23 protein-coding genes are annotated in these 23,713 nt (G+C 72.5%); 16 read left to right on the top strand and 7 right to left on the bottom strand.

What is annotated here, in order from left to right:
• Together nadC and AB0D48_RS13510 are read left to right on the top strand one after the other, a co-directional pair.
• On the top strand, positions 1-969 hold the full coding sequence (nadC, locus tag AB0D48_RS13515; RefSeq protein ID WP_362394838.1) for a carboxylating nicotinate-nucleotide diphosphorylase: 969 nt from the start codon (positions 1-3) through the stop codon (positions 967-969).
• A 3-nt stretch (positions 970-972) separates the two neighbouring features.
• A complete protein-coding gene (locus AB0D48_RS13510; protein ID WP_362394836.1) occupies positions 973-1,782 on the top strand; it encodes a type III pantothenate kinase in 810 nt (269 codons plus the stop codon).
• Positions 1,783-1,884: 102 nt separating this feature from the next.
• Here AB0D48_RS13510 and AB0D48_RS13505 read toward each other — a convergent pair whose 3' ends face one another.
• Positions 1,885-2,085 carry a hypothetical protein gene (locus tag AB0D48_RS13505; RefSeq protein WP_362394833.1) on the bottom strand — a complete coding sequence of 67 codons (201 nt, stop codon included), beginning with the start codon at positions 2,083-2,085 and terminating at the stop codon, positions 1,885-1,887.
• Positions 2,086-2,136: 51 nt separating this feature from the next.
• Between AB0D48_RS13505 and AB0D48_RS13500 the strand changes: the two genes are divergently transcribed.
• Both AB0D48_RS13500 and AB0D48_RS13495 read left to right on the top strand, forming a co-directional pair.
• Positions 2,137-3,261, top strand: coding sequence for a DUF5937 family protein (locus AB0D48_RS13500; protein WP_362394831.1), 1,125 nt, complete (start codon positions 2,137-2,139; stop codon positions 3,259-3,261).
• A 127-nt stretch (positions 3,262-3,388) separates the two neighbouring features.
• Positions 3,389-4,939 (top strand): M28 family metallopeptidase, encoded by a 1,551-nt coding sequence (locus AB0D48_RS13495; RefSeq protein WP_362394828.1) that lies wholly within the window; start codon positions 3,389-3,391, stop codon positions 4,937-4,939.
• 100 nt (positions 4,940-5,039) lie between these two features.
• On the opposite strand, the gene AB0D48_RS13490 is transcribed toward AB0D48_RS13495, so the two are convergent.
• On the bottom strand, positions 5,040-5,762 hold the full coding sequence (locus tag AB0D48_RS13490; protein ID WP_362394825.1) for a hypothetical protein: 723 nt from the start codon (positions 5,760-5,762) through the stop codon (positions 5,040-5,042).
• A gap of 320 nt (positions 5,763-6,082) precedes the next feature.
• Between AB0D48_RS13490 and AB0D48_RS13485 the strand changes: the two genes are divergently transcribed.
• From AB0D48_RS13485 to AB0D48_RS13465, 5 genes are all read left to right on the top strand, one after another.
• Positions 6,083-7,336, top strand: coding sequence for a CapA family protein (locus AB0D48_RS13485; protein WP_362394822.1), 1,254 nt, complete (start codon positions 6,083-6,085; stop codon positions 7,334-7,336).
• Positions 7,337-7,460: 124 nt separating this feature from the next.
• Positions 7,461-9,695: a cache and HAMP domain-containing protein gene (locus tag AB0D48_RS13480; protein WP_362394969.1), complete on the top strand. Its 2,235-nt coding sequence runs from the start codon at positions 7,461-7,463 to the stop codon at positions 9,693-9,695.
• Between the two features lie 6 nt (positions 9,696-9,701).
• On the top strand, positions 9,702-11,423 hold the full coding sequence (gene pgsB / locus AB0D48_RS13475; protein ID WP_362394819.1) for a poly-gamma-glutamate synthase PgsB: 1,722 nt from the start codon (positions 9,702-9,704) through the stop codon (positions 11,421-11,423).
• Positions 11,420-11,902 (top strand): poly-gamma-glutamate biosynthesis protein PgsC/CapC, encoded by a 483-nt coding sequence (locus tag AB0D48_RS13470; protein ID WP_362394816.1) that lies wholly within the window; start codon positions 11,420-11,422, stop codon positions 11,900-11,902. The genes pgsB and AB0D48_RS13470 overlap by 4 nt, the downstream gene beginning before the upstream one ends.
• 47 nt (positions 11,903-11,949) lie before the next feature.
• Positions 11,950-13,023, top strand: coding sequence for an NlpC/P60 family protein (locus tag AB0D48_RS13465; protein ID WP_362394813.1), 1,074 nt, complete (start codon positions 11,950-11,952; stop codon positions 13,021-13,023).
• Here the strand turns inward: AB0D48_RS13465 and AB0D48_RS13460 are convergent.
• The gene (locus tag AB0D48_RS13460) at positions 13,020-14,024 is read right to left on the bottom strand and encodes an SAM-dependent methyltransferase (RefSeq protein WP_362394810.1); all 1,005 of its coding nucleotides are present in this window, start codon (positions 14,022-14,024) and stop codon (positions 13,020-13,022) included. The genes AB0D48_RS13465 and AB0D48_RS13460 overlap by 4 nt on opposite strands.
• A 107-nt stretch (positions 14,025-14,131) precedes the next feature.
• Here AB0D48_RS13460 and AB0D48_RS13455 point away from each other — a divergent pair, with 107 nt between their 5' ends.
• Both AB0D48_RS13455 and AB0D48_RS13450 read left to right on the top strand, forming a co-directional pair.
• Complete coding sequence (locus AB0D48_RS13455; protein ID WP_362394807.1) at positions 14,132-15,334, top strand: sensor histidine kinase; 1,203 nt, start codon at positions 14,132-14,134, stop codon at positions 15,332-15,334.
• Positions 15,335-15,351: 17 nt separating this feature from the next.
• Positions 15,352-16,029, top strand: a complete 678-nt coding sequence (locus tag AB0D48_RS13450; protein WP_362394803.1) for a response regulator transcription factor — start codon at positions 15,352-15,354, stop codon at positions 16,027-16,029.
• 106 nt (positions 16,030-16,135) lie between these two features.
• On the opposite strand, the gene AB0D48_RS13445 is transcribed toward AB0D48_RS13450, so the two are convergent.
• Both AB0D48_RS13445 and AB0D48_RS13440 read right to left on the bottom strand, forming a co-directional pair.
• A complete protein-coding gene (locus AB0D48_RS13445) occupies positions 16,136-17,422 on the bottom strand; it encodes a PH domain-containing protein (RefSeq protein WP_362394966.1) in 1,287 nt (428 codons plus the stop codon).
• Between the two features lie 164 nt (positions 17,423-17,586).
• The gene (locus tag AB0D48_RS13440) at positions 17,587-18,078 is read right to left on the bottom strand and encodes a PH domain-containing protein (RefSeq protein ID WP_362394800.1); all 492 of its coding nucleotides are present in this window, start codon (positions 18,076-18,078) and stop codon (positions 17,587-17,589) included.
• Between the two features lie 136 nt (positions 18,079-18,214).
• On the opposite strand from AB0D48_RS13440, the gene AB0D48_RS13435 reads away from it, so the two are divergent.
• From AB0D48_RS13435 to AB0D48_RS13420, 4 genes are all read left to right on the top strand, one after another.
• A complete protein-coding gene (locus AB0D48_RS13435; RefSeq protein WP_362394797.1) occupies positions 18,215-19,357 on the top strand; it encodes an NADH-quinone oxidoreductase subunit D in 1,143 nt (380 codons plus the stop codon).
• Between the two features lie 19 nt (positions 19,358-19,376).
• Positions 19,377-20,228: an arylamine N-acetyltransferase gene (locus AB0D48_RS13430; RefSeq protein ID WP_362394794.1), complete on the top strand. Its 852-nt coding sequence runs from the start codon at positions 19,377-19,379 to the stop codon at positions 20,226-20,228.
• Positions 20,229-20,256: 28 nt separating this feature from the next.
• Positions 20,257-20,472: a hypothetical protein gene (locus AB0D48_RS13425; protein WP_362394791.1), complete on the top strand. Its 216-nt coding sequence runs from the start codon at positions 20,257-20,259 to the stop codon at positions 20,470-20,472.
• Between the two features lie 69 nt (positions 20,473-20,541).
• A complete protein-coding gene (locus tag AB0D48_RS13420) occupies positions 20,542-20,877 on the top strand; it encodes a hypothetical protein (protein ID WP_362394788.1) in 336 nt (111 codons plus the stop codon).
• Positions 20,878-21,060: 183 nt separating this feature from the next.
• On the opposite strand, the gene AB0D48_RS13415 is transcribed toward AB0D48_RS13420, so the two are convergent.
• Complete coding sequence (locus AB0D48_RS13415) at positions 21,061-21,942, bottom strand: NAD(P)-binding domain-containing protein (RefSeq protein ID WP_362394785.1); 882 nt, start codon at positions 21,940-21,942, stop codon at positions 21,061-21,063.
• 114 nt (positions 21,943-22,056) lie between these two features.
• Here AB0D48_RS13415 and AB0D48_RS13410 point away from each other — a divergent pair, with 114 nt between their 5' ends.
• Complete coding sequence (locus AB0D48_RS13410) at positions 22,057-22,647, top strand: TetR/AcrR family transcriptional regulator (RefSeq protein WP_362394782.1); 591 nt, start codon at positions 22,057-22,059, stop codon at positions 22,645-22,647.
• 4 nt (positions 22,648-22,651) lie between these two features.
• Here the strand turns inward: AB0D48_RS13410 and AB0D48_RS13405 are convergent, their stop codons facing one another.
• Positions 22,652-23,686, bottom strand: coding sequence for a hypothetical protein (locus tag AB0D48_RS13405; protein ID WP_362394779.1), 1,035 nt, complete (start codon positions 23,684-23,686; stop codon positions 22,652-22,654).
• Positions 23,687-23,713 lie beyond the last annotated feature (27 nt).

The raw sequence follows: 23,713 nt of genomic DNA, 5'->3' as shown, positions 1-23,713 counted from the left end.
GTGAGCACCCCCGAACTTCCCCTGATCGACCAGAACGACGGCGGCTGCGGCGACGACTGCGCCTGCGGTGACGGCGAGGAGAGCGGCCTCGACCCGGCGCTGGCCCAGCTGCTCGCGGACGCGGGCCTGGACCCCGTCGAGGTCGAGGACATCGCCCACATGGCGCTCTCCGAGGACCTGGACGGCGGTGTCGACGTCACCACCGTCGCGACCGTGCCCGAGGAGGCCGAGGCGATCGCCGACTTCGTCGCGCGCGAGGACGGCGTCGTGGCCGGTCTGCGCATCGCCGAGGCCGTGTTCTCCGTGGTCTGCACGGAGGCCTTCGAGGTGGAGCGGCACGCGGAGGACGGCGACACCGTCACGGCCGGGCAGCTGCTGCTGTCCGTGCGCTCGCGCACCCGCGACCTGCTCACGGCGGAGCGCAGCGCGCTGAACATCATGTGCCGGCTGTCCGGCATCGCGACCGCCACCCGCCGCTGGGCGGACGTGCTGGAGGGCACGAAGGCCAAGGTCCGCGACACCCGCAAGACCACCCCGGGCCTGCGCGCGCTGGAGAAGTACGCGGTGCGCTGCGGCGGCGGCGTCAACCACCGGATGTCACTGTCGGACGCCGCCCTGGTCAAGGACAACCACGTGGTGGCGGCGGGCGGCGTCGCGCAGGCCTTCAAGGCCGTACGGGAGTCCTTCCCGGACGTCCCGATCGAGGTCGAGGTCGACACCCTGGAGCAGATCGGCGAGGTCCTGGAGGCGGGCGCCGACCTGATCCTGCTGGACAACTTCACGGTCGAGCAGACCGCCGAGGCCGTGGCCCTGGTGGCCGGGCGCGCGGTGCTGGAGTCCTCGGGCCGCCTGACCCTGGACACCGCCCGGGCGTACGCGGAGACCGGGGTGGACTACCTGGCCGTCGGCGGGCTGACCCACTCCTCGCCGATCCTGGACATCGGCCTCGATCTGCGCGAGGCGGTGTAACCCGTGCTCCTCACCATCGACGTAGGCAACACCCAGACGGTCCTGGGCCTGTTCGACGGTGACGAGATCGTCGAGCACTGGCGCATCTCGACCGACCCCCGGCGCACGGCGGACGAGCTGGCCGTGCTCATGCAGGGCCTGATGGGGATGCACCCGATGCTCGGCAGCGAGCTGGGCGACGGCATCCACGGCATCGGCATCTGCTCGACGGTGCCGTCGGTGCTGCACGAGCTGCGGGAGGTCACCCGGCGCTACTACGGGGACGTCCCGGCGGTGCTGGTGGAGCCCGGCATCAAGACGGGCGTGCCGATCCTCATGGACAACCCCAAGGAGGTCGGCGCGGACCGCATCATCAACGCGGTCGCGGCGGTCGAGCTGTACGGGGGCCCGGCGATCGTGGTCGACTTCGGTACGGCGACCACCTTCGACGCGGTGTCCGCGAAGGGTGAGTACGTGGGCGGGGTGATCGCCCCCGGCATCGAGATCTCGATGGAGGCCCTCGGCGTACGGGGCGCACAGCTGCGGAAGATCGAGCTGGCCCGCCCGCGCAACGTGATCGGCAAGTCGACGGTCGAGGCGATGCAGTCGGGCGTGCTGTACGGCTTCGCGGGGCAGGTCGACGGGGTCGTCACCCGCATGGCCAAGGAGCTGGCCGGCCCGAACGGCGACCCGGACGACGTCCGCGTGATCGCCACCGGCGGCCTGGCCCCGATGGTCCTCGGCGAGTCCTCGGTGATCGACGACCACGAGCCGTGGCTGACGCTGATCGGCCTGCGGCTGGTCTACGAGCGCAACGCGCCCAACTTCGAGTAGCGGGCGGCCGCCGCGGGCCCCCGGCTCCCCTCGCGCGCGGGTGGGTGGGCCGGGGGCCCGCGCGGGTGCGTGCCGGCCGGCGCGCGGAGGTCCCGTACGGGATCACCTCCGGGCGGTGAGCCTCCGCAGCGCGGCGCGCCACGGGTGACCGCCCGGGCGGCCGTCCAGCACTGCCCGGAACTGCTCGTACTCCCGGGCCGCGTGCAGCACGGCGAGATCGTCCCGCCCCGGCGGCGGGGGCATCGGGTCGCCGTGCTGGGACGCCCGGTAGGTGTCGATGAGGTACTGCTCGATCGCACTCATGTGTCCACCCTCACCCCGTGACCGCCGGGCCGCACCCTCCAGAATGGCCTGATGAGCGTCACCATCGACATCGCCGGCCTGCCCGCCGAGCGGATCTCCTTCACGCCCTCGCCGCTCGCCGAGCTCTGCATGGCGCTGCACGCGCTCTCGCAGCCCGCCCACCACCCGGCGCTCAGCTCCTGGACCACCGCCACCTCCGCCGCCCTCGACCCGTGCCTCGCGGACCGGCTGCTGGAGGGCGACTTCATGTGGCGGAGTTCCTTCGCCGACATCTTCATGCCCTTCGCCGGAGTCTCCGGCGGGGCCGGGCTGCCCGCCGCGACCCTGGCCGAGGAGCTCGACGTACTCGACCGGCTGGACGACGAGCGGTTCGTGATGGCCGCCCTGGAGCACTGCTGGCTGGCCCTGTACGACGAGGGCGGCTGGCCCTCCCCGCTCACCGATCCGGCGGCGCGGGCCAGGGCGCTGGAAACGGCCGCCGCCCGCGGCCCCCGCCAGCTGAACTTCTCGCTGCGCCTGCTGGACGACACCGCCGCCGTCCGGGTGTGGATGCGGCGGCTCCTGGAGGACTGCGACGAGGCCTTCTTCGCCGAGACCTGGAAGCGCGTCGAGCCGGGGCAGAGCGCCGACGCCCGGCACAAGACCGAGCTGCTGCGCCGCAAGGGGCTGCCGGCCGCGCTGAAGGAGGTCTCGGGCGCGCTCAGCGTCGACGAGGGCCGCACCACCATCACCGCCGACAAGATGGTCAACGGCTCGACCACCGCCACCGACCCCCGCCTCGGCCCCGGCCTGGTCTTCATACCGACCAACTTCGGCTGGCCGCATCTGCTGGTGCTGCACGCACCGGGCTGGCGGCCGGTGGTCCACTATCCGCTCGGCACCCCCGAACTGGCCGCCGCGCCCGGCTCGGTGGAGCTGCTCCAGCGGCGGATGGAGGCCCTCGCCCATCCCCTGCGGATGATGCTGTGCCGGAGTCTGGCCAGGGCCCCGTACACGACGAGCGAGCTGGCGACCGTGCACGGGATCACCGCTCCGGAGGTGTCCCGGCATCTGGCCGTATTGAAAAAGGCCGGTCTGATCCATACGCGGCGCCAAGGACGTTATGCCCAGCACCAGTTGGATCTGCCCGCGGTCGCCCGCATCGGCTCGGACTTCATCGAGGGCATCCTCCGTTAGGCGCAAGGTCGCCGATATACGGATTTCATGAACCGGAATCAGTTAAAACTCTGGCCAGAGTGGCTCCCCGCTGCTTAACGTGCGTCCACCGTTCCGCCTGCTCGCACTTTGCCGTGGAAGGACCTCCATGCCCTCTCGCCGTATAGCAGCAGCAACCGCCGCCCTCGCCGCCGCGGCGCTCGTCTCCCCGCTGCTCCTCGCGGGGCCCGCCGGTGCGACCGGAAGCCCGCAGAGCGACGCCGCACGAGGTGACGCACTGGCCAGGAAGCTGGTCAAGGACGCGACCGGCAAGGGCGCCTTCAACCATCTGAAGGTCTTCCAGTCGATCGCCGACTACAACAACGGCACGCGCGTGGCGGGTTCCAAGGGCCACGAGCAGTCCGCCAAGTACGTCGAGGCCGTGATGCGGGCGGCCGGATACAAGGTCACGAAGAACGAGTTCGACTTCGTCTACGTCGAGACCATCGCCGAGAAGCTGACGGTGAACGGCTCGAACGCGCACGACGTCCCGATCCACCTGATGACGTACACGGCGAGCTCTCCGGAGGGCGGCGTGACGGCCCAGGTCGCCGTCGCGCCGGTCGACGCGGACGGTACGAACGGCTGCGAGCCCGGCGACTTCGCGGCCGGCGCCTTCACGGGCAAGATCGCCCTGGTCAAGCGCGGCGGCTGCACCTTCGCCGTCAAGCAGGCCAACGCGGCGGCGGCCGGCGCGGTCGGCGCGGTCATCTACAACAACACCACGGGCGCCCTGAGCGGCACCCTCGGCGACGCGAACGCGGGCAAGGTCCCGACCGGCGGCATCAGCCAGGCGGACGGCGAGAAGCTCGCGGCCGACGCCGCGGCCGGCCCGGTCGAGGTCACGCTCGACATCCGCGAGTTCCGCGAGAACCGCACGACGTACAACGTCGTCGCGGAGACCCGCGGCGGGGACGAGAGCAACACCGTCTTCCTCGGCGCGCACCTCGACTCGGTCGCGGCGGGCCCCGGCATCAACGACAACGGCTCCGGCTCGGCCGGCATCCTCCAGGTCGCGCAGCGCCTCGCGAGCAGTCAGACGAAGATCAAGAACAAGGTCCGGTTCGCCTGGTGGTCGGCGGAGGAGTACGGCCTCCTCGGATCCGAGGCGTACGTCGCGGGGCTGACGGACGCCCAGAAGAAGCAGATCAAGCTCTACCTGAACTTCGACATGATCGCCTCGCCGAACTCCGCGTACTTCGTGTACGACGGCGACAACTCGGACGGGGTGGGCGCGGGCCCCGGCCCGGAGGGCTCCGCCCAGCTGGAGAAGGGGATCACCGACTTCCTCGACTCCAAGAAGATCCCGCACGCGGGCACGGACTTCTCGGGCCGCTCGGACTACGGCCCGTTCATCGAGGCCGGCATCCCGTCGGGCGGTACGTTCACGGGCGCCGAGGGCATCAAGACGCCGGAGGAGGCCGCGAAGTTCGGCGGCCGGGCGGGCGTCGCCTACGACGTGAACTACCACGCCGAGGGTGACGACATCACGAACATCGACCAGAAGGCGCTCGACATCAACGTCGACGTCATCGCGGACGCGGTGGGCCACTACGCCTTCGACCTGGCCCCGCTCTCGAAGCCGGTCGTCTCCGTGCCGACGCCGGGCGGCGGCAGCGGCGGCGGCCTGCACGAGGGCCACGACGAGGTCCGGCAGTAGTCGCTCACAGGCAGCCGAAGGGGCCGGGATCCCGCTCACGGGGTGCCGGCCCTTCGCCGTCTCCCGCGGGGTGCCGGCCCCTTCGCCGTCTCCCGCGGGGCTACGGGGTGCCCCGCGACCACCTCGTGGTGACGTACGCGATCGCCCGGGCGGTCTCGTCCAGCCGGCGGGAGCCGGAGCGGGTGGTCCTGCTCAGTTCCACGTGCAGGAAGCGGGTGCCCTGCTCGGCGGCGAGCCGGCCCTGCTCGTTGGTCCGGCCCGACAGCTTGCAGGTGGCGGACCACGCCCGGCACACCTCGAAGCCTTGCCCGTCCAGCTTTCCGGCGAGCCGCTCGGCGTCCTCGGCCGCCCGGCTCCCCGCGCCGGTGGAGACGACGGAGTCGGTGCCGGGGGCGGAGTCGTCGGCGAAGCCGTGCAGTTGGATGCCCGGCAGGCCGCGCCGGGCGAGTTCCGCGATCACGGCGTGGAAGACCGAGTCCGTGCGGTGCGCCATGTCGGCCGGGGCTCCCTCGCCCCCCTCGTCCGCCTCGTCACCGGCTCCGCCCGCGCGGGGGCCCGTGCCCGTGCCCGCCGTACGGTGGGCTCCCGCCATGACCATGACCCCGCCGGGGGCGCCGCGCAGCACCCTGGCCCCGAGCCGCTCGGTGCCCTGGTCGGCGACGGGGTGCGGAACCTGGACCGACCAGCGCGGGGGCCCGTCGAGGGCGACGTAGACGCGGCCCCAGCCCCGGGTGGCGGAGCCGGACCGGCCCGCCGCGTCGGAGACCTCCGCGAAGCGGCGTCCGCCGACCGTGTCGGTGAACACGTCGAGCCTGTAATCCACCTCGGCCAGCCGAGTGCGCGCCTCGTCGACCTTTCCCTCGAAAAGGGCGGAAACACCCTGAACAATGATCGTTTTCTCGGTCTGCGCGGGCACACGATAGCCGCCCGTCGTGCCGAATTCCGCGGCGAAGCGGGTAACCCGGCCGAGTAGATCTATGTCCTCCGCCACAGGAGACGGAGAGGGAGCAGCTCCCTTTTTGACCGAATTGATTGGATGAAAAGCGGCATAAGCCGCCAGTGCCATGATCACGCCGCAAATGATCACGCCAATCGTTACGTTGTTTGTGAACTTCACAGTTTTCACTGGCTGAAAATAGCTGAGTGAAAATCGCCCCCGCCCGTCCGGTCTCCGCCCTGACCCGCGCCGTGCTCCTCCCGCTGAGCCTCTCGCTCGCGGGGTGCGGCCTGATCGGCGGCCCGCAGGAGAAGCCGGAGCCGGCTACGGGCGGCACGGCGGACGGAAGCGCCAAGAGGGCGGGCCGGTCCTTCACCGTCGCCGCCGCGGGCGACATCCTCATCCACCCGCAGCTGACCGACCAGGCCGCCCGGGACGCCAAGGCGGCCGGGCACACGGGGTACGACTTCGACCGGATCATGGCGGGGGTCGAGCCGGTCATCAGCAAGGCCGACCTCGGCATCTGCCACATGGAGCCGGTCCTGGGCCAGCCGAACGGCCCCTTCCAGACCTACCCCGACTTCCTCGTCCCGCCGCAGATCGCCAAAACGATCAAGAACATCGGGTACGACACCTGCTCGACGGCCTCGAACCACACCCTCGACCACGGCCCGGAGGGCGTCTTCCGCACCCTGGACACCCTGGACCGGGAGGGCCTCAAGCACACCGGCTCCGCCCGGAGCAAGGAAGAGGACGACAAGCCCCTGATCCTGGACGTCAAGGGCGTCAAGGTCGCCCAGATCTCCTTCGCCTTCGGGTTCAACGGGCGCGAGGTCCCCAAGGACAAGCCCTGGCTGGCCAACCTCATCAGCTTCAAGGCCATCGCCGCGGCCGAGAAGAAGGCCCGCGCGGCCGGCGCCGAAGTCGTGATCCTGTCCATCCACTGGGGCCGCGAGCACCAGCCGAACCCGAGCAACCCGCAGCTGGAACTGGCCCGCCGGATCGCCGAGGAGACCGGGATCAACCTGGTCATCGGCCACCACGCCCACGTCGTGCAGCCGATGGAGAAGGTCGACGGCACGTGGGTCGCCTACGGCCTCGGCAACCAGCTCGCCCGCCACGACGTGCCCAGCGGGCTGACCGAGGAGGGCGCCATCGGCTGGTTCGAGTTCAGCGAGAAGAACGGCGCATGGGACGTCCAGGCCCGCTTCGTGCCCACCTTCACCGACATCCCGCCGGACCCCGAGAGCACCCCGGGGTCGGACCTTCCCGGCACCAGCACCCAGCCGGTACGCGACCACCGCCTGGTCGACGTCGTGGAAGCCCTGCAGAACGACAAGAACTTGCTGCCGGAGCAGCGCGCCCGCTACCGCCTGGCCTTCGAGCGCACCCAGGGCACCATGCTCAACCGCGGCGCCGGCAAGGACGGACTGCGCCCCTTGCGGGGACTGCCCGGGTGACCCCACCGGGCGCACCCGCCCGCGTACGCACGACCTCACGCTCTCCCGTTCAGCCCAGGAAGGACCCCACCCCGTGGCCGCATCCCGCAACACGCGGCGACGCAAGGCCGGCCGCAGGGCCGACATGTCACTGCTCGGCGGCATCAGGCCGCCGATCACCGTGCTGTCGGTACTGCTGCTCGCCCTGGCCGGGTTCACCGCGCTGAGCCTGGGCAGCGTCCGCGAGGACCGCCTGCCCGCGGCCGTGCTCACCTCCCAGCAGCACTTCGCCGAGGACGGCGCGATCGCCCTGCGCGCCTCGCTGGACGAGAGCGTCACCGACCTCGACCGGGCCGCGGCCCTGTTCTCCACAGGGAAGCCCGTCGCCGCGGACGCCGTGCTCGACAAGATCGGCAGCGTCTACCAGAAGTGGCGCGGCACGGCGGTCGTCGAGATCGGCACGGGCCGGCTGCTGGCCGCCCGCGGCGAGAATCTCCCCCTGACCGCGATCGACCGCACCCGGCTTTCCGGCGAGGGCGGCCTGGCCCCCCGCATGGTCAAACTGGCCAACGGCGAGACCCGGCTGCTGACCCTCTCCCTGCTGTCCTGGAAGGACCGGCCCCAACAGTTGCTGGTCGCCTCCAGCAGCCTGCGCTTCCCCGGCATCAGCCTCGGCAACTTCCGCGCCATCGCCGTCGTCGGCTCCGACGGAACGGTGCTCAGCAACGACGGCATCCCCGAGCCCGAGATGGTCCTCACCGACCTCCAGCGCGCCGACGTCAAGCGCGACACCGCGCAGCTCGCCTCCTTCGCCAAGACCGCGGCCCAACGGGCCGGGGCCAACCCGCTGACCGCGAAGGAGCCCGGCTCCGGCGGCTTCCTCGGGGTCAGCGGCAGCCTGATGGGAGGCGAATGGGGCGGTGAACGCGCCGCCGCGGGCTACGCGCGCCTCGCCGGACCCGAAGCAGGGGTCGGCACCAACGCCACCAGCCTGGAGCTGACCGTCGTCGCCATGGTCAACGTCGCGCAGAACCCCGCGCGCACGTCCGACGCCTTCGCCGGACTGGTCCTGGCCGGCGCCCTGCTGCTGGTCGGCGCCCTGGTCGTCGCCCTGCTCGTCGGCACCGTGCAGCGCCCGCTGATCACTCTGTTCCTGGAGAGCCGGCGGATGACCCGCAGTGACCTCACCCGCCCGGTGTCCGTCCCCCGCGGGGCCGAGGCGGCCCGGATCGGCAACGCCCTGGAGCGGCTGCGCGGCCAGCTGCTGGACGACGCGGTCCCCGCGCCCGCCACCCTCGGCAGGCGAAAGCGCCGCACGGGCGCCCGTGTACTGCTCGCCCTGTGCGGGGTCCTGCTCCTGGCCTGGTGCGTACCGCTCGGACTTTTGGTCAACCGGGCCGGCGAGGAAGTCGTCGTACCGCAGCAGCTGGTCAACGACCAGCGGGAGCGCACCGACACCCTCAACGACCGGATCCGGCGCGCCCTCAACGAAGGCCATGCCGACCTGCTGTCCGTCGCCTCGCTGATGGGCGACGACACGACCCCGCAGCACATGACCACCGTCCTGGAGCGCACCGCGCACGAGCACTTGCGCTACGCCTCCCTGTACGTGCTCGACGGCACCGGCAAGATACTCGCCCAGGCGGGCGGCACACCGCAGACCACCGGCGGCAACGGGCCCCGCAAGGAGCCGATCGCCCTCCACGACGGCGGCAAGGAGCCGGTCGTCGTCGCGACCGCCCAGATCCCGGGCCAAGGCGGCACGGCGGTCGTCGGCGAGCTCCGCATCGACTTCCTCAACTCGCTGCTCAGGCGGCCGGGTCTGGGGGAGATCCGGGTGGTCGACTCCCAGCACCGGATCATCGCCTCCAACGGCGGCTACCGCGCCTTCGAGAAGCTCGACGACGAGCGGCTCGACGCCCTCGTCGAGGGCTCCGCCCTCAAGGTCGGCATGTCCCCGCGGCCCGGCAGCATCCTCTACCGCAGCGGCGGCGACCACGTCATCGCGGCCGCAGCCCCGTTCGTGGGCGGCGGCGCCGCCAAGCCCATGGACTGGACCGTGGTCAGCTGGCAGTCCGCCAAGGGCCTCGCCATCCACGAGTACAGCCTGCAGAACCGCACCGTCCTCGCCGGCCTGCTCGGCTTCGCGGTCGGCGCGGCCTGCCTCGGCTGGCTCCAGATCATCGTGGTCGCCCCGCTGCGCGACCTCGCCCGGCGCGCCGAGGCCCTCGCCGACGGCGACCGGCGGACGGTGCTGTACCCGCGCCACCACGACGAGGTGGGTGCCGTGACCCGGAGCCTGGAGATCATCCGCCAGCAGCTCCAGCAGCAGCGCAAGCAGGCCGGCGGACGGCAGTCCGCCCCGGCCGGAAGGAACTGATCCCCCGTGCTCTTCCTCTACTGCGTGCTGCTCGCCTGCTGCGCGATCATGCTCGTCGCGGGCATCGTGGAGCAGCGGCGGCACTTCGCCAGCCTGCACCGGATACCGAACCGGGTGCTGGTCAACGGCATCCGCGGCAAGAGCTCCATCACCCGGCTGTGCGCGGGCGCACTGCGCGGCGGCGGTCTGACCACGGTCGCCAAGACCACCGGCACGGCGGCCCGGTTCATCCACCCGGACGCCACCGAGGAACCCGTCCACCGCAAGTTCGGCATCGCCAACGTCGTGGAGCAGATCGGCATCGTGCGGCGCGCCTCCGCCTATCGTCCGGACGCGCTCGTCATGGAGTGCATGGCGGTCATGCCTGCGCTCCAGGAGATCAACCAGTCCAAGCTGATCCAGTCGACCATCGGCGTCCTGTGCAACGTCCGCGAGGACCACGTCGCCGAGATGGGCCCGACCCTCGACGACATCGCGCGCTCCCTGTCCCGCTCGATGCCGCACGGCGGGATCTGCGTCACCGCCGAGAAGGAGCGCTTCGACGTCCTCCAGGAGGAGGCCGACGCCCGCGGCTGCCGGCTGCTGTACGCCGACCCCGACACGGTCAGCGACGAGGAGCTGCGCGGTTTCAGCTGGTTCACCTTCAAGGAGAACGTCGCCATCGCGCTCACCGTCGCCGAGCTCCTCGGCGTCGACCGGGACACCGCCCTGCGGGGGATGTACGAGGCCCCGCCGGACCCGGGTGTGCTCTCGGTCGAGCGGTACCTGGCCCCCGGCGGGAAGCGGCTGCGGTTCGCCAACGTCTTCGCGGCGAACGACCCCGAGTCGACGCTGATGAACATCAACCAGCTGCTGGACCTGGGTGCGGTGGAACGCCCGCTGAACGTGGTGATCAACTGCCGGCCCGACCGGGTTGAGCGCAACGCCCAGATGGGCGCGATCATCCCTGATCTGCGGCCGGACAAGGTCTTCGTCATCGGCCACCCGGCCAAGAGCGCCATCGACGCGATCCCGGCCGAGTGGCAGGGCCGCGCCGTCGACCTGGGCGGCGACCACCGCGACGGCGAGGAGTTCGTGCGGGAGCTGCTGGGGCACCTCGGCCCCAGCTCCTCGCTCGTCGCCATCGGCAACATCCACGGCCAGGGCGAGGTGCTGCTGGAGCACCTCTCGGAGCTCCCGACGGACGAGGCGGACGACTCCGGGGACGGAGACCACGTACGGCAGGAGGAGCCGGCGGGGCAGTTCGCCCGCGTCTTCGACCCGTACGCCGACGCCCCGTACGGCGGGGATCCGTACGCGCAGGTCCCGTACAGCGGACACCCCTACGCCCAGGCCCCGTACGGCGAGCACCCCTACGCGCAGGCCCCGCACAGCCGGGAACCGCACGCGCACGCCCCGGTCGCGCACGCCCCGCACGCGCACGCCCCGTACGGCCAGGTCCCCGGCGGCCAGGCCCCGTACGCCGAGAGCCCCGACAACGGGGGTTCCGACGGCCGGGACCCGTACGGCCGCGTCCCCCGCGCTCCGGCCCAGCGGGGGCCGGGTGCCTACGCGCAGGCGCCGCGGGCGGCCGTGCCGTACGTGCCCGCAGCCCCCGACCCTTACGGCATCCGTGCCGCCACGCCCGTGCCGGCCTGGCCACATCAGCAGCAACCGCCGCAGCCACAGCCGCAGATCCACCCGAACCCCCCGCAGGGGCCGTGGCAGAAGCCAGGAGAAACCCGTTGATCCCCGCCGTCCTCACCCCCGAGATCGCCGCGATCGGCATTGCCCTGGGTCTGCTGTTCTCGCTCGTCTGCTACCTCACGACCAACCTCTCCCCCGGCGGAATGATCACCCCCGGCTGGCTGGCGCTGACCCTCCTGGAGGACCTCCAGCGAGCCGCCCTCGTGGTCGGCGTGACCGTCACGACGTACGTGCTGACGCTGGTCGTGCAGCGCTTCGTGATCCTCTACGGCAAGCGGCTGTTCGCGGCCGTCGTGCTGCTCGGCGTCCTGCTCCAGGCCACCGTGGTCATCGTGCTCCAGATGGAGTTCCCGCTCCTCTACACGAACCAGACCCTCGGCTTCATCGTGCCGGGCCTGATCGGCTACCAGCTGGTCCGCCAGCCGAAGGGGGCCACCCTGCTCGCCACCGGCAGCACCACGCTCATGACGTACGTCGTACTGACCGCCGGCATCCTGCTCGGCGTCATGCCGGCCGCGTAGACCCGAAGAACCCCGCGCCCGCCCTCAACCGCTCCGGAGCCCCCCGCATGACCGCCAAGTCGAAGAGCCGCACACGTTCCGCGCTGCACGCGGTCACCGTGCTCGCGCTGCTGGCCGGCAGCGCGTACCTCACGTACGCGCTGCGGGTCCAGGAGCAGGCCAAGGCGCCCGCCGTCCAGGTCGTCGCCGACCAGAACATCGCGGTCGGCGCGGGCGAGGCGGGAGCCCAGAAGTGGGAGCGCCTCCAGAGCCCCGACCGGTCGGTGCTGCGCGACGGCACCGGGCAGGTGCTGGCCACCTTCACCGACGGCGCCCGCACGGCCACCCTCACCGGGCCCAGCCGCACCTTCACCGAGCCGGCCAACACCACGACCCGGGTCGTGACCGAGAACTGGGTCCGCCTCATGCCGGAGCCGTGGAAGCCGGGCGCGGAGAACGAGCAGTGGTTCAAGGAATGGTTCAAGAAGTACTTCGGGAGCCAGGAGGACGACATCTTCGCGATGGCCTTCCAGTACGGCGACCAGGCCCCGGTGAAGAAGGACGCGCAGGGCACCTCGTACGCGGGTGACGCCTCCTTCGGCCCGCTCAACCCGGCCGGCTCGGCCGGCAACGACCTGCGCCTGGAGCAGTCGGACTTCTACGACTACCTGGGCACCCCGTACACCTTCCGCGACGGCACCAGGAAGCAGCCCCAGACCGCCCGGTACCGGTCCATGGACTGCTCCGGTTTCGTCCGCACCGTCTTCGGCTACCGGGCCCGCTACCCGCTCCTGTCCGACGACAAGCACGGCTCCGGCCTGCCGCGGACCGCGAACGGCATGGCCCGCGCCGCCCTGGGCGCGGACGTCCTGCCCCTCAAGGGGGTCGGCCCGCACGACCGGCCCGTCTCGATCGACGTGATCCAGCCGGGCGACCTGCTGTTCTTCAAGCTCGACGCGCGCACCAAGGACCGCCTCGACCACACGGGCATCTACCTGGGCACGGACACCGACGGCCACAAGATATTCATCTCCAGCCGGGAGGAGGCCAACGGCCCGACGATCGGCGACAAGGGCGGTACGTCACGCCTCGACGGCAACGGCTACTACGCGACGACCCTGCGCAGCGCGAAGCGGCTCTAGGAGACGTCAGTCGGCATCCCGCCGTCCCCGCCCCGCGGCCACGGCCGGATCCCCACCGGCTGGACCAGCCAGCCGAAATCGCCCAGCCCGCCACGGGCCGTCAGTTCCGCCGCTTCGCCCGCCGAGGCCAGGGCGCGGACGTACGCCGCCGGGTCGGTCGAGGCCAGGGCGAGCGGCGGGCGGCCGCCCGAGACACCGAGGGCGGTCAGGGCCCCGCGCTGGGTCAGCAGCACCGACTCCGGGCCCGCGCACGCGTCCAGTGCCACGTGGGCCGTGACGTCGCAGCTGCCGTCCGGGACCGGCGGGACCTCCCGGCCCGCCCGGAAACCCGTGAGCGTGCCGTAGGGCGGCCGCGCCTCCCGGGTGTGGGCGTAGTCCACCGCCACCGCCAGCCCCCGCTCCAGGCTCGCCACCGCCGCCGCCCAGGCCTCGTCGCGCGCCCGGCCGATCTCCGCGCGGCCGCCGCCCGGCCACCAGCGCTCCAGCCAGGCCAGGTCCGCGCCGTCCACCGGACCACCGGGACTCTCCGTACCGTCCGGTGCCACCAGCACGTACCGCCCGTCCTCCGCGACCTCCAGCGGCACGTTGTCCAGCCATTCGTTGGCGAAGAGCAGCCCCGTCGACCCCTCGGGCGGCGCCGCGACCCAGTGGATCCGCGGGTCGAGCCCGGGGGGCCGCTCCGCACGCTCCACGGCGTACGGGCGCACCCGCGCCGCCACCTCCGCCGGCAGGGCGGCGAGCACCCCGGCCAGCAGCTCCCCGCGCCCGGCGCCCACGTCGACCAGGTCCAGCCCCGCCGGGTGCCCGAGCTCCGCGTCCACCCACCGCAGCAGCCGCGCCACGGCCCCCGCGTACAGCCCGGACGCGTGCACCGAGGTGCGGAAGTGCCCGGCGGGACCCGGCCCGCCCGGCCGGACGTAGAAACCCCCGGGCCCGTACAGCGCCGCTTCCATCGCACTGCGCCACCGGACCGGAGCCGCGTACCCACCCTGAGTGCTCATCCCTCAGAGGTTAGGCTCACCCTCCACCTTGGGGAGTACACCCCCGGGGCCAGGTTCGCACCTCTGGTTGACTCCAGCACCTGTCAGCGTTCCCTACTCTGGGTTACGTGCAGCGCCTCTACGATTTCCTCCGCAGACACCCGACGGGCGTCGACAGCTTCTGGGCTGTCCTCTTCTTCGGGGTCTCGATGGTGAACGTGGTGGCCGAGACCAGCCTCAGCACCACCCTGCGGCTCGCGGCCGTCCCCGCGGTGATCGCCCTGAGCGTCGCCGTGGCGCTGCGCCGCAAGTGGACCCAGGCGATGTTCTGGCTCACCCTCGGCGCGGGGCTCTACCAGCTGGCCCTGGGCGTCGTCGCCGGGTTCTACGACTTCGCGATGCTCGTCATCCTGTTCACGGTCGCCGCGAGCGAGGTCCCGCGCTGGGTCTCGCGCACCGCCCTCGGCTGGGGGCTGGCCGCCGCGCCGCTCTACTTCCTGCGGTACGGCGTGGACAAGGGCTCCAACGACGTCGACAACGTCCTCTTCACCCTCTTCATGATCGTCCCGTTCGTCCTCGCCTGGGTGATGGGCGATTCGCTGCGCACCCGCCGGGCCTACTACGCCCAGATCATCGAGCGCAACCAGCGGCTGGAGAAGGAGCGCGAGGCCCAGGCCAAGGTGGCCGTGGCAGCCGAGCGCGCCCGGATCGCCCGCGAGCTGCACGACGTCGTCGCGCACAACGTCTCGGTGATGGTGGTCCAGGCGGACGGGGCGGCGTACGTCATGGACGTGGCCCCCGAGCAGGCCAAGGAAGCCCTCCAGACCATCTCGGGCACCGGCCGCCAGGCCCTCGCCGAGATGCGCCGGCTGCTGGGCGTACTGCGCACCGGCGAGCCGCAGGAGTCGGAGGACTACGTGCCGCAGCCGGACGTCGAGCAGATCGAGGTCCTGGTCGAGCAGGTACGGGCGGCAGGGCTCGCGGTGGACTTCGAGGTCGAGGGCGCGCCGCGGCGGCTGCCCAGCGGCGTCGAGCTGACCGCGTACCGGATCGTGCAGGAGGCGCTGACCAATACGCGCAAGCACGGGGGCCCCGACGCGAAGGCGAGCGTCCGGCTGGTCTACTTCGACGACGGGCTCGGCCTGCTGGTCGAGGACGACGGGCGGGGCGCGGCCCACGAGTTGTACGAGGACGGCGGCGCCGACGGCGCCGGGCACGGCCTGATCGGCATGCGCGAGCGGATCGGTATGGTCGGCGGAACCCTGGACACCGGGCCGCGGCCGGGCGGCGGCTTCCGGATCAGCGCATTGCTTCCCTTGAAGAAGAGTTGAAGAGGACGAGGTAACGGATGTCCATCCGAGTGATGCTGGTCGACGACCAGGTGCTGCTGCGCACCGGCTTCCGGATGGTGCTCGCCGCCCAGCCGGACATGGAGGTCGTCGCCGAGGCGGGCGACGGCCTGGAGGCCCTGGAGGTACTGCGGTCCACGAAGGTGGACGTGGTGCTGATGGACGTCCGCATGCCGAGGCTCGACGGGGTCGAGGCGACGCGGCGGATCTGTGAGCCTGCCGAACACCCGAAGGTGATCATCCTGACCACCTTCGACCTGGACGAGTACGCCTTCTCCGGGCTGAAGGCGGGCGCGAGCGGCTTCATGCTGAAGGACGTGCCGCCGGCCGAGCTGCTGGCGGCGATCCGCTCGGTGCACAGCGGCGACGCGGTGGTCGCCCCGTCGACGACGCGGCGGCTGCTGGACCGCTTCGCGCCGATGCTGCCGACGACCACCGAGGAGCCGCGGAACAAGGAGGTCGAGCGGCTGACGGAGCGCGAGCGCGAGGTCATGCTGCTGGTGGCGCAGGGCCTGTCGAACGGTGAGATCGCTGCCCGGCTGGTCCTGTCGGAGGCGACGGTGAAGACCCACGTGGGCCGCATCCTGACGAAGCTGAGCCTGCGCGACCGGGTCCAGGTCGTGGTCCTGGCGTACGAGACGGGACTGGTCCGGGCGGGCGGGGGGCCCGCCGCTTAGCCCCCGCACGGCGTTCCCCCCGGGCCGGCCCCGGCTCGGGGGGAACGCCGTGGTGCGTCGGGGGCGGGGGTTACCTCCTGTGGCGCACCCGACCCCCCTCCGGCCCCTACGGCCCCGACTGCGTCATCCAGCGGTCCGGACGGGCTGCCGCGCGGGAGGTGTGGGAGCGGGCGGCCTGGGCCCGCAGCAGCTCGGCGGCCTCGGCGCTCGACCGCAGCCGGGCCGTCACGGTGCCGTTCGCGCCGGTGTCCACATGGACGTCGGCCACGCCCCTGGCGCGCTCCCACGGGCCCTGGGTGAGGCGGACGCTCTGCGCCTTGGCGTGCGGGACGATCTCCGTACGGCGGCACAGGCGGCCGTGCCGGGCGGCGAACACCTCCGGGGAGACGGCCAGGGCGTAGCCCTTCCACCACACCGGGACCACCCAGCGCGAACCGGCCCCCGGGGAGCCGGTGAAGGACAGGGCCGCCAGGTCAACCCCCGGCAGGACCCGGGCGATCACGGCGTACGCGGCGGCCCGCGAGGCCACCGGGACCAGAACCCCGTTCTTCGAGCCGGCCACCGCCAGCTCCACCCGGACCCAGCCGCGCCGCCGCCACAGCAGCGGCTCCACGATGCGTACGGTCTGCACCCGCCCCGGCGGCACGGTCTCGTGGGCCCGGTCCAGCAGTCCGTGGTCCAGGCGCAGCCCGTCCGGGGACTCGGCGACCGTCCAGTCGTACTCGGCGAGGAAGCGGCCCGCGGTGCCGGACCAGACGCCGCCGAGCAGCGGGAGCAGAGTGACGACGGCCGCCCACGGGCTGGAGCTGATCCACCAGACCACCACGGGCGCGGTGATCCCGCCGGCCAGCGCCGCCCAGACGCCGAGGCTCAGCAGCAGCGACACGGCGACGTCGCGCGGGCGTACGCGCAGCAGCTCCCGTTCGGGGGCCTCGCCCACGCTCGCCGCCTCCTCGGGGGCGAAGCCGGCCGCCCGGGCGAGGAGCTCGGCGCGCAGGGCCACGGCCTCCTTCTCGCCCAGGAAGGCCAGCTCGTCCTTCTCCTCGGTGCCGATGACGTCGAGCCGCAGGCTGGCGACCCCGGTCAGCCGGGCCAGCAACGGCCGGGTGACGTCGATCGCCTGGATCCGGTCGAGGCGGATGTGCGCGGCGCGCCGGAAGACCAGCCCGCTGCGGATGCGCAGCTCGGTGTCGGTGACGGCGTAGTGCGTGAACCACCAGCTCAGGAAACCGTACGCGCCGAACACCAGGAGCAGGCCCCCGAGCGCCGACACCCGCAGGAGGGTGGACAGGTCCGCTATCCAGTGCTCCGCCCGGTCGCCCTGCTGGGCGATCACGCCGACGGTCGCGGCGATGGGCACCCAGGCGCGGCGCAGTGGGGTGAAGGGGTGCAGCCGCCGCTCGCCGGCCGTGGCCCGGCCGGGCGCGGACTCGCCGGGCGCGGACTCGCCGGGCGCGGACTCGCCGGGCGCGGACTCGCCGGGCGCGGACTCGCCGGGCGCGGCCAGGCCAGGCGTTGCCCCGCCGGCCGTGGCCTCGCCGCTCACGGACCCGCCGCTCACAGACCCGCCGACCTTGCTTCGCCGAGCTCGGTGAGGCGGTCGCGCAGGCGCTGCGCCTCGGCCGGCACCAGGCCCGGGATCTTGGCGTCGGTCGCCGCGGCCGCCGTGTGCAGCTGGACGGAGGCCAGCCCGAAGCGCCGCTCCAACGGGCCCGAGGTCACCTCGACCAGCTGCATCCGCCCGTACGGGACCACGGTCTCCTCCCGCCACAGCACGCCCCGGCTGATCAGCAGGTCGTCCGCACGCTCGGAGTACCGCCAGGACCGCCAGTTCCGGCCGAGCAGCACCCACCCCCAGGCCAGGGCCACCAGCCAGCACCCCGCCAGGGCCGCCCACACGGGCCCCGCGAGCAGGCCCAGTACGACGCCGGTCGCCACCGCGACAACGGTCGCCCAGATCACCAGCAGCATCCGCCGCAGCGCGAGCAGCCCACCCGGCAGCCCCACCCACTCGGGCCGGTCCGTCTCGCCCGTCGTCCCCGTATCCATCCCCCCACCCTAGGAGGGTGGGGGGCCGATCAGGCCGGGCTCGCGGTGTCTGGCACGCACGCTCGCGCGCACCAGACACCGCTCCGCCATCCGGCCCGATCGGCGAGCCACCCCCTTCGACTGAGACAATGCCCGCATGACGGAGACCACGGTCGGCATCGGCGGCGCGGCGGAGAGCACCGACATGGTGCTCAACATCGGCCCCCAGCACCCTTCCACGCACGGCGTCCTGCGCCTGCGCCTCGTCCTGGACGGCGAGCGGATCGTCAGCGCCGAGCCGGTGGTCGGCTATATGCACCGGGGCGCCGAGAAGCTCTTCGAGGCCCGTGACTACCGGCAGATCGTGATGCTCGCGAACCGCCACGACTGGCTGTCCGCGTTCTCCAACGAGCTCGGCGTGGTCATGGCCGTCGAGCGGATGCTCGGCATGGAGGTCCCCGAGCGGGCCGTGTGGATGCGGACCCTGCTGGCCGAGCTGAACCGGGTGCTGAACCACCTGATGTTCCTCGGCTCGTACCCCCTCGAACTGGGTGGAATCACCCCGATCTTCCACGCGTTCCGCGAGCGCGAGGAGCTCCAGGCCGTCATGGAGGAGATCTCCGGCGGCCGCATGCACTACATGTTCAACCGCGTGGGCGGCCTCAAGGAGGACCTGCCGGCCGGCTGGCTCGGCCGGGCCCGCGAGGCCATCGCCGACGTCCGTACCCGCATGGACGTCTACGACAAGCTCGTCCACGGCAACGAGATCTTCCGCGGACGGACCCGCGGCGTCGGCGTCCTGTCCGCCGAGGCGGTGCACGCCTACGGGGTCTCCGGCCCCATCGCCCGCGCCTCCGGCGTCGACTTCGACCTCCGCCGCGACGAGCCGTACCTCGCGTACGGCGAACTCCAGGACGTCCTCAAGGTGGTCACCCGCCCCGAGGGCGACTGCCTGGCCCGCTTCGAGGTCCTCCTGGACCAGACCCACAACGCGCTCGACCTCGCCGTGGCCTGCCTGGACCGGATGGCCGAACTCCCCCCCGGGCCGGTCAACCAGCGCCTGCCCAAGGTCCTGAAGGCTCCCGAGGGCCACACGTACGCCTGGACCGAGAACCCCCTCGGCATCAACGGCTACTACCTCGTCTCGAAGGGCGAGAAGACCCCGTACCGCCTGAAGCTGCGCAGCGCCTCGTACAACAACATCCAGGCCCTCGCCGTGCTCCTGCCGGGACAGCTGGTCGCGGACATGGTGGCGATCCTGGGCTCGCTGTTCTTCGTCGTGGGGGACATCGACAAGTAACCCGATCTAGGGTGGCCGGATGACCTCGGGCATATACGCCGGCTATCTGCGCCGGCTCGGCATCACCCACCCCGGTGCCCCTTCCGCCACAGGGCTGTTCGCCCTTCAGCGGGCGCACCTGGAGCGCATCGCGTACGACAACATCGACATCCAGCTCGGCCGGCCGCCCGGCATCGACCCCGAGCTGTCCGCCCGCCGCTTCGCCGCCGGACGCGGGGGTTACTGCTTCCACCTCAACGGCGGCTTCGCGCTGCTCCTCGAATCCCTGGGCTACGAGGTGACGCGCCACGCCGGCGGCGTCAACGCCGATCCCGCGGACCGCGGGGTCAGCGGCGGGCACCTCACGCTGACCGTCCGCGTCGACGGGACGACGTACTGGGTGGACGCCGGGGTGGGCGACGGCCCGTACGAGCCGCTGCCGCTGCGCGAGGGCGCGTACGAGCAGGGCGGGTTCCGCTACGCGCTGGAGCGGCTGGAACCGCTGGAGGGCGAGGTCCCGGGCTGGACGGTCCGCAAGTTCGCCGGTCCCATGCCCCGCGTGAACTTCCGTGACGCCCCGGCCGTGACGGCCGACTTCGAGGACATGCACGCGTGGCTTTCGACGTCCGACGAGTCCCCTTTCGTACGGACCTTCGCGGTGCTGCGGCGGGACGCGGAGGGCGCGGACGCGCTGCGCGGCCGGATCCTGACCCGCATCGACGGTGCGAAGGGGACGAGCGAGCGCGAACTGACCGACTCGGAGGAGTTCTTCGAGATCATCGGGACGGTGTTCCGGAGGGACCTGGGCGACCTCACCCCCGTGGACCGGGCCGCGCTGTGGGCCCGGGTGAGCCGGGCGCACGAGGCGTGGCTCGCCTCCCGGCAGGCCTGATGTCCGTGCGGCAGGGCACACTTGGGGCATGTCCCACTCCCCCCGTCGCGCCTGCCCCCTCTGCGGCCGCGACTGCGCCGTGACCGCCGGGAGGATCGCCCGCCACGATCCCCCGGCAGGGCGGGGCCGCGGCGACCTCGTGTCCTGCCCCGGCTCCCGGGCCCGGGTAATGCTGGGCGCCTCGGCGCCCACGCTCGACGGTTTCACCCTCGGGCCGCATCCGGGGCAGCTGCCGCTGTTCTGAGTACGGGGATCCGGGCGGGTGAGTACCCGCGCGGATCCCCGTCCCGCCGCCGCGGGACAGCATGGGGCCATGTCCTGGAAGCCACAGCCCGCCGCCGTATCCGCGCCCCCGTCCGAGGACCGGGTCCGCATCCGGACGCGCTCGGCGATCGCGGCCCTGCTGCTCCTGCCGGCCCTCTTCGTCGCGAAGTTCCTGCTGCTGGCCACCGACGCGGGCGGCCGGTGCTTCGTTGACGACATCGAGTGCGCGCCCTTCCCGGCCACGGCGTTCGGGGCCCTGCTCGTCGGCGTGGTTCTGGCCCTCGTCGTGGCGATGGCCGCGCCGGTGCGCGTGGCGCGGGGCGCGCTCCGTGCGCAACTGCTGCTGGAGGCCGCGGGCGTGGTCGTCGTCCTGGCCTTTCCCTGATCCTTCGCCCGGGGGCTGCCCCCCTCAACCAGTGCGGTTCCGACCGCCGCCCGGAACAGCCTGACCGCCTACGCCGGCTCGGACTCCCGGCCGTCGCCGTCGCCCTCGCCCTCCACCGTCCCCTCTACCTGGTCCTCGACGACCTCGACCGGACATCGCCGCAGGTGTAGGACCTGCAGTGCCTCAGGCCCTCGCGCCCAGCAGCTGGATCAGGCGCGAGCTGCTGTCGGCGCCGAAACCCGCCTCCACCCCGCGCCGGTAGAGCTCGGCGTGCGCGGTGAGGATCCCCGTGTCCACGCCGGAGTCGGCGGCGGTGTGCAGGACGTGCTCGACGCTCGCCGCGCACATGGCGAGGCGCTCGTACGCGCCGTCGTGTTCGTCCGCGTCGATGCGCGGGGTGCCGTGCTCGTAGAAGCCGCGCATCGTGTCGGCCGTGTACCCCGCGTAGGGCAGGACGTCCGCGGCCGTCAGGCCGTTGGCCCTCGCGACGGCGAGCGCCTGGTACCAGCCGGTGTACGCCGTCCAGAAGAGGATCATGTTGAGCTGGTAGTAGAGCTGCGCGTAGCCGGGGTCGGCGCCCCGGTAGTCGGTGGCGGCGAGCACGTCGAGCGCGGCGCGGTGCTCCTCGTAGACGTCCTCGGGACCGCTGACGAAGGCGGACGAGCCCTCCTGGCCGATGCCGGTCGGCGGCACGTTGACGCCGCCGGTGAGGTACGAGGCCCCGCGCGCCTCGGCCCACCGCGCGGCCCTGCGGGCCTTCTCCGGGACGTCCGAGGACAGGTTGGCCAGTACCCGGCCGCCGAGGTCGGTATCGCCGAGGGCCGTGTACATGGCGTCCACGTCGATGAGGCTGAGCACGGTCAGCCGGCTCGCGGCGACGGCCTCGGCGATGCTGCCCGCCCGGTGCGCCCCGCGCGCCACGAGGTCGGCGTCCTTGCCGGCACTGCGGTTCCACACGGTGACCGCGTAGCCCGCGTCGAGATAGGCCGCGGTCATGGCCCGGCCCATGGGGCCGAGGCCGACGACGGTGACCGTGGTGTCCTGGGTGGTCGGAACCTTGTTCATGGCGGAGTTCCCCCTACGAATCGACTAGAACGAACGCTCTATCCAGCGCTGGGGATGAACGTAGCACGGTCTGGAACGAACGCTCTATCTAGAATCGGCGGTAGGATCTCGCCCATGGCAGCAGCGACGAAGACAGCACTGGGGACGCGTGACCGGCTGGTCCGCACCGCCTCCCGCCTCATGCAGCACGGCGGTTACGAGAACACCCCGGTCAAACAGCTCGTCCGCGAGGCCGAAGCCACCCTGGGCTCGCTGTACCACTTCTTCCCGGGGGGCAAGCAGGAACTGGCGGTGGCCGCCATCCACTTCGGTGACGAGGAGTTCGCCGGGCTGCTCCGCGCCGGGCTCTCCTCCCACGCGGATCCGGCGGAGGCGGTCGAAGCCGTCGCCGCGCTGCTCGCGCGGGAACTGGAGGCCTCCGACTGGCGGGACGGCTGCCCGGTCACGGCCACGGCCCTGGAGACGGTCGGCCGCCTGCCCGAACTCCAGGCCGCCTGTGCACAGGCCTTCGCCCACTGGCAGCACCTGGTGGCCGCGAAGCTCCTGGCCGCGGGCCACCCGGAGCCGGAGGCCCGCGATCTGGCGATCACCGTGGTCAACACCCTGGAGGGCGCCGAGATGACCTCCCAGGTCACCCGCAGCCGCACCCCGCTCCTGGTGGCGGGCAGGCACCTGGCCCGTCTGGTGGCCTCGTACAGGGACTGACGGGCTAGGAGATCGCGGTGCGGAGCCGGACCACGTCGATCGGCTCGGTCTCGTCATGGGCGGTCAGGTCGATGACCTGGCCCGGCGCCGGCGTCTCGGTCGCCTCGGCCGCCTCGGAGGCCTCGGAGCCCTCGGAGCCCTGGGAGGCCTCGGGAGCGGTCGGCTCGGCCGGGGTCTGCGCAGAGGTCTGTACGGGGGTCTGCGCCGTCTCCGCCTCGTGTACCGCGAGGGCCTCGGCGCCGACCACGTCGGCCAGGTCCTCGTTCTGGACCGCCTCGATCGCCGCGCGGGCCTGCGCCGCGTTCTTGGCGCCGAAGAAGTCGAAGCCGCCCTCGACACGGGACCCCGTCCGCCGCTGCGCCGCGTACGGGGCCACCGCCGCGGCGGGCCGGCGCGCCGGGACCGCGGCCGCGGGGGCCGACGGCGCCGCGGGCAGCTCCCGGGTCTGCGCCTTGCGGACCAGCGCGCCCAGCGCCGCGTGGGCCCGGGCGTAGCCGACCGAGGTGGGCGCGCCCGCAGAGTTGCGCTCTTCGGAGACCACCGGGAGTTCCTTCGGCGCGGCGGCGGGAGCCGCGGAGGCCTCGATGGCCAGCAGCCGACGGCCCTCCAGGGCGCTCGCGCGCTCGGTCTCGGCGGTCGCGTACCGGCGCAGCAGCGCCGCGTGTTCGCCGCGCAGCCCCGCCAGTTCGACCCGCTTGGCGCGCAGCTTGGCGTCCAGCCTGGCGCGCAGCGCCCGGGCCTCTTCGAGATCGGATTCGAGTTCGGCTATCCGCTCGTCCGTCTTCCACTCGTCCTTGACCCGCTCGCGCGCGAGCTCCGCGACGCGGCGGCCCGCCGCGCGGTCCCAGGCGCGCATCACGACGCCGCCGGCGACCCCGGCGGCGGCCGTGACGGCCACGAGCAGCCTCAACGCGATGCCGTCGTCGGGGCCCGCGAGCAGCCAGGCCGTGCCGGCGCTGATGAGGGACACACCGGCGACGGCCGTCGGCGTGAGCAGCCGGTGCAGAGGTTCGGGATTGCGGTGGCGTCCACGGGGCATGGCCTGAAATTTACAGGGCGTGGAGGC

Source organism: Streptomyces sp. NPDC048269, assembly GCF_040652395.1.
GTDB lineage: Bacteria > Actinomycetota > Actinomycetes > Streptomycetales > Streptomycetaceae > Streptomyces.
Note: the sequence above shows the minus strand (reverse complement) of the source record. Positions and strands in the feature narration are given on the sequence as shown.

Coding starts and splice junctions, on each gene's coding strand:
- AB0D48_RS13505 (WP_362394833.1), bottom strand. CDS start 2,085: ATGAGTGCGATCGAGCAGTACCTCATCGACACCTACCGGGCGTCCCAG.
- AB0D48_RS13500 (WP_362394831.1), top strand. CDS start 2,137: ATGAGCGTCACCATCGACATCGCCGGCCTGCCCGCCGAGCGGATCTCC.
- AB0D48_RS13495 (WP_362394828.1), top strand. CDS start 3,389: ATGCCCTCTCGCCGTATAGCAGCAGCAACCGCCGCCCTCGCCGCCGCG.
- AB0D48_RS13480 (WP_362394969.1), top strand. CDS start 7,461: ATGTCACTGCTCGGCGGCATCAGGCCGCCGATCACCGTGCTGTCGGTA.
- AB0D48_RS13465 (WP_362394813.1), top strand. CDS start 11,950: ATGACCGCCAAGTCGAAGAGCCGCACACGTTCCGCGCTGCACGCGGTC.
- AB0D48_RS13460 (WP_362394810.1), bottom strand. CDS start 14,024: ATGAGCACTCAGGGTGGGTACGCGGCTCCGGTCCGGTGGCGCAGTGCG.
- AB0D48_RS13450 (WP_362394803.1), top strand. CDS start 15,352: ATGTCCATCCGAGTGATGCTGGTCGACGACCAGGTGCTGCTGCGCACC.
- AB0D48_RS13440 (WP_362394800.1), bottom strand. CDS start 18,078: ATGGATACGGGGACGACGGGCGAGACGGACCGGCCCGAGTGGGTGGGG.
- AB0D48_RS13435 (WP_362394797.1), top strand. CDS start 18,215: ATGACGGAGACCACGGTCGGCATCGGCGGCGCGGCGGAGAGCACCGAC.
- AB0D48_RS13430 (WP_362394794.1), top strand. CDS start 19,377: ATGACCTCGGGCATATACGCCGGCTATCTGCGCCGGCTCGGCATCACC.
- AB0D48_RS13425 (WP_362394791.1), top strand. CDS start 20,257: ATGTCCCACTCCCCCCGTCGCGCCTGCCCCCTCTGCGGCCGCGACTGC.
- AB0D48_RS13420 (WP_362394788.1), top strand. CDS start 20,542: ATGTCCTGGAAGCCACAGCCCGCCGCCGTATCCGCGCCCCCGTCCGAG.
- AB0D48_RS13415 (WP_362394785.1), bottom strand. CDS start 21,942: ATGAACAAGGTTCCGACCACCCAGGACACCACGGTCACCGTCGTCGGC.
- AB0D48_RS13410 (WP_362394782.1), top strand. CDS start 22,057: ATGGCAGCAGCGACGAAGACAGCACTGGGGACGCGTGACCGGCTGGTC.
- AB0D48_RS13405 (WP_362394779.1), bottom strand. CDS start 23,686: ATGCCCCGTGGACGCCACCGCAATCCCGAACCTCTGCACCGGCTGCTC.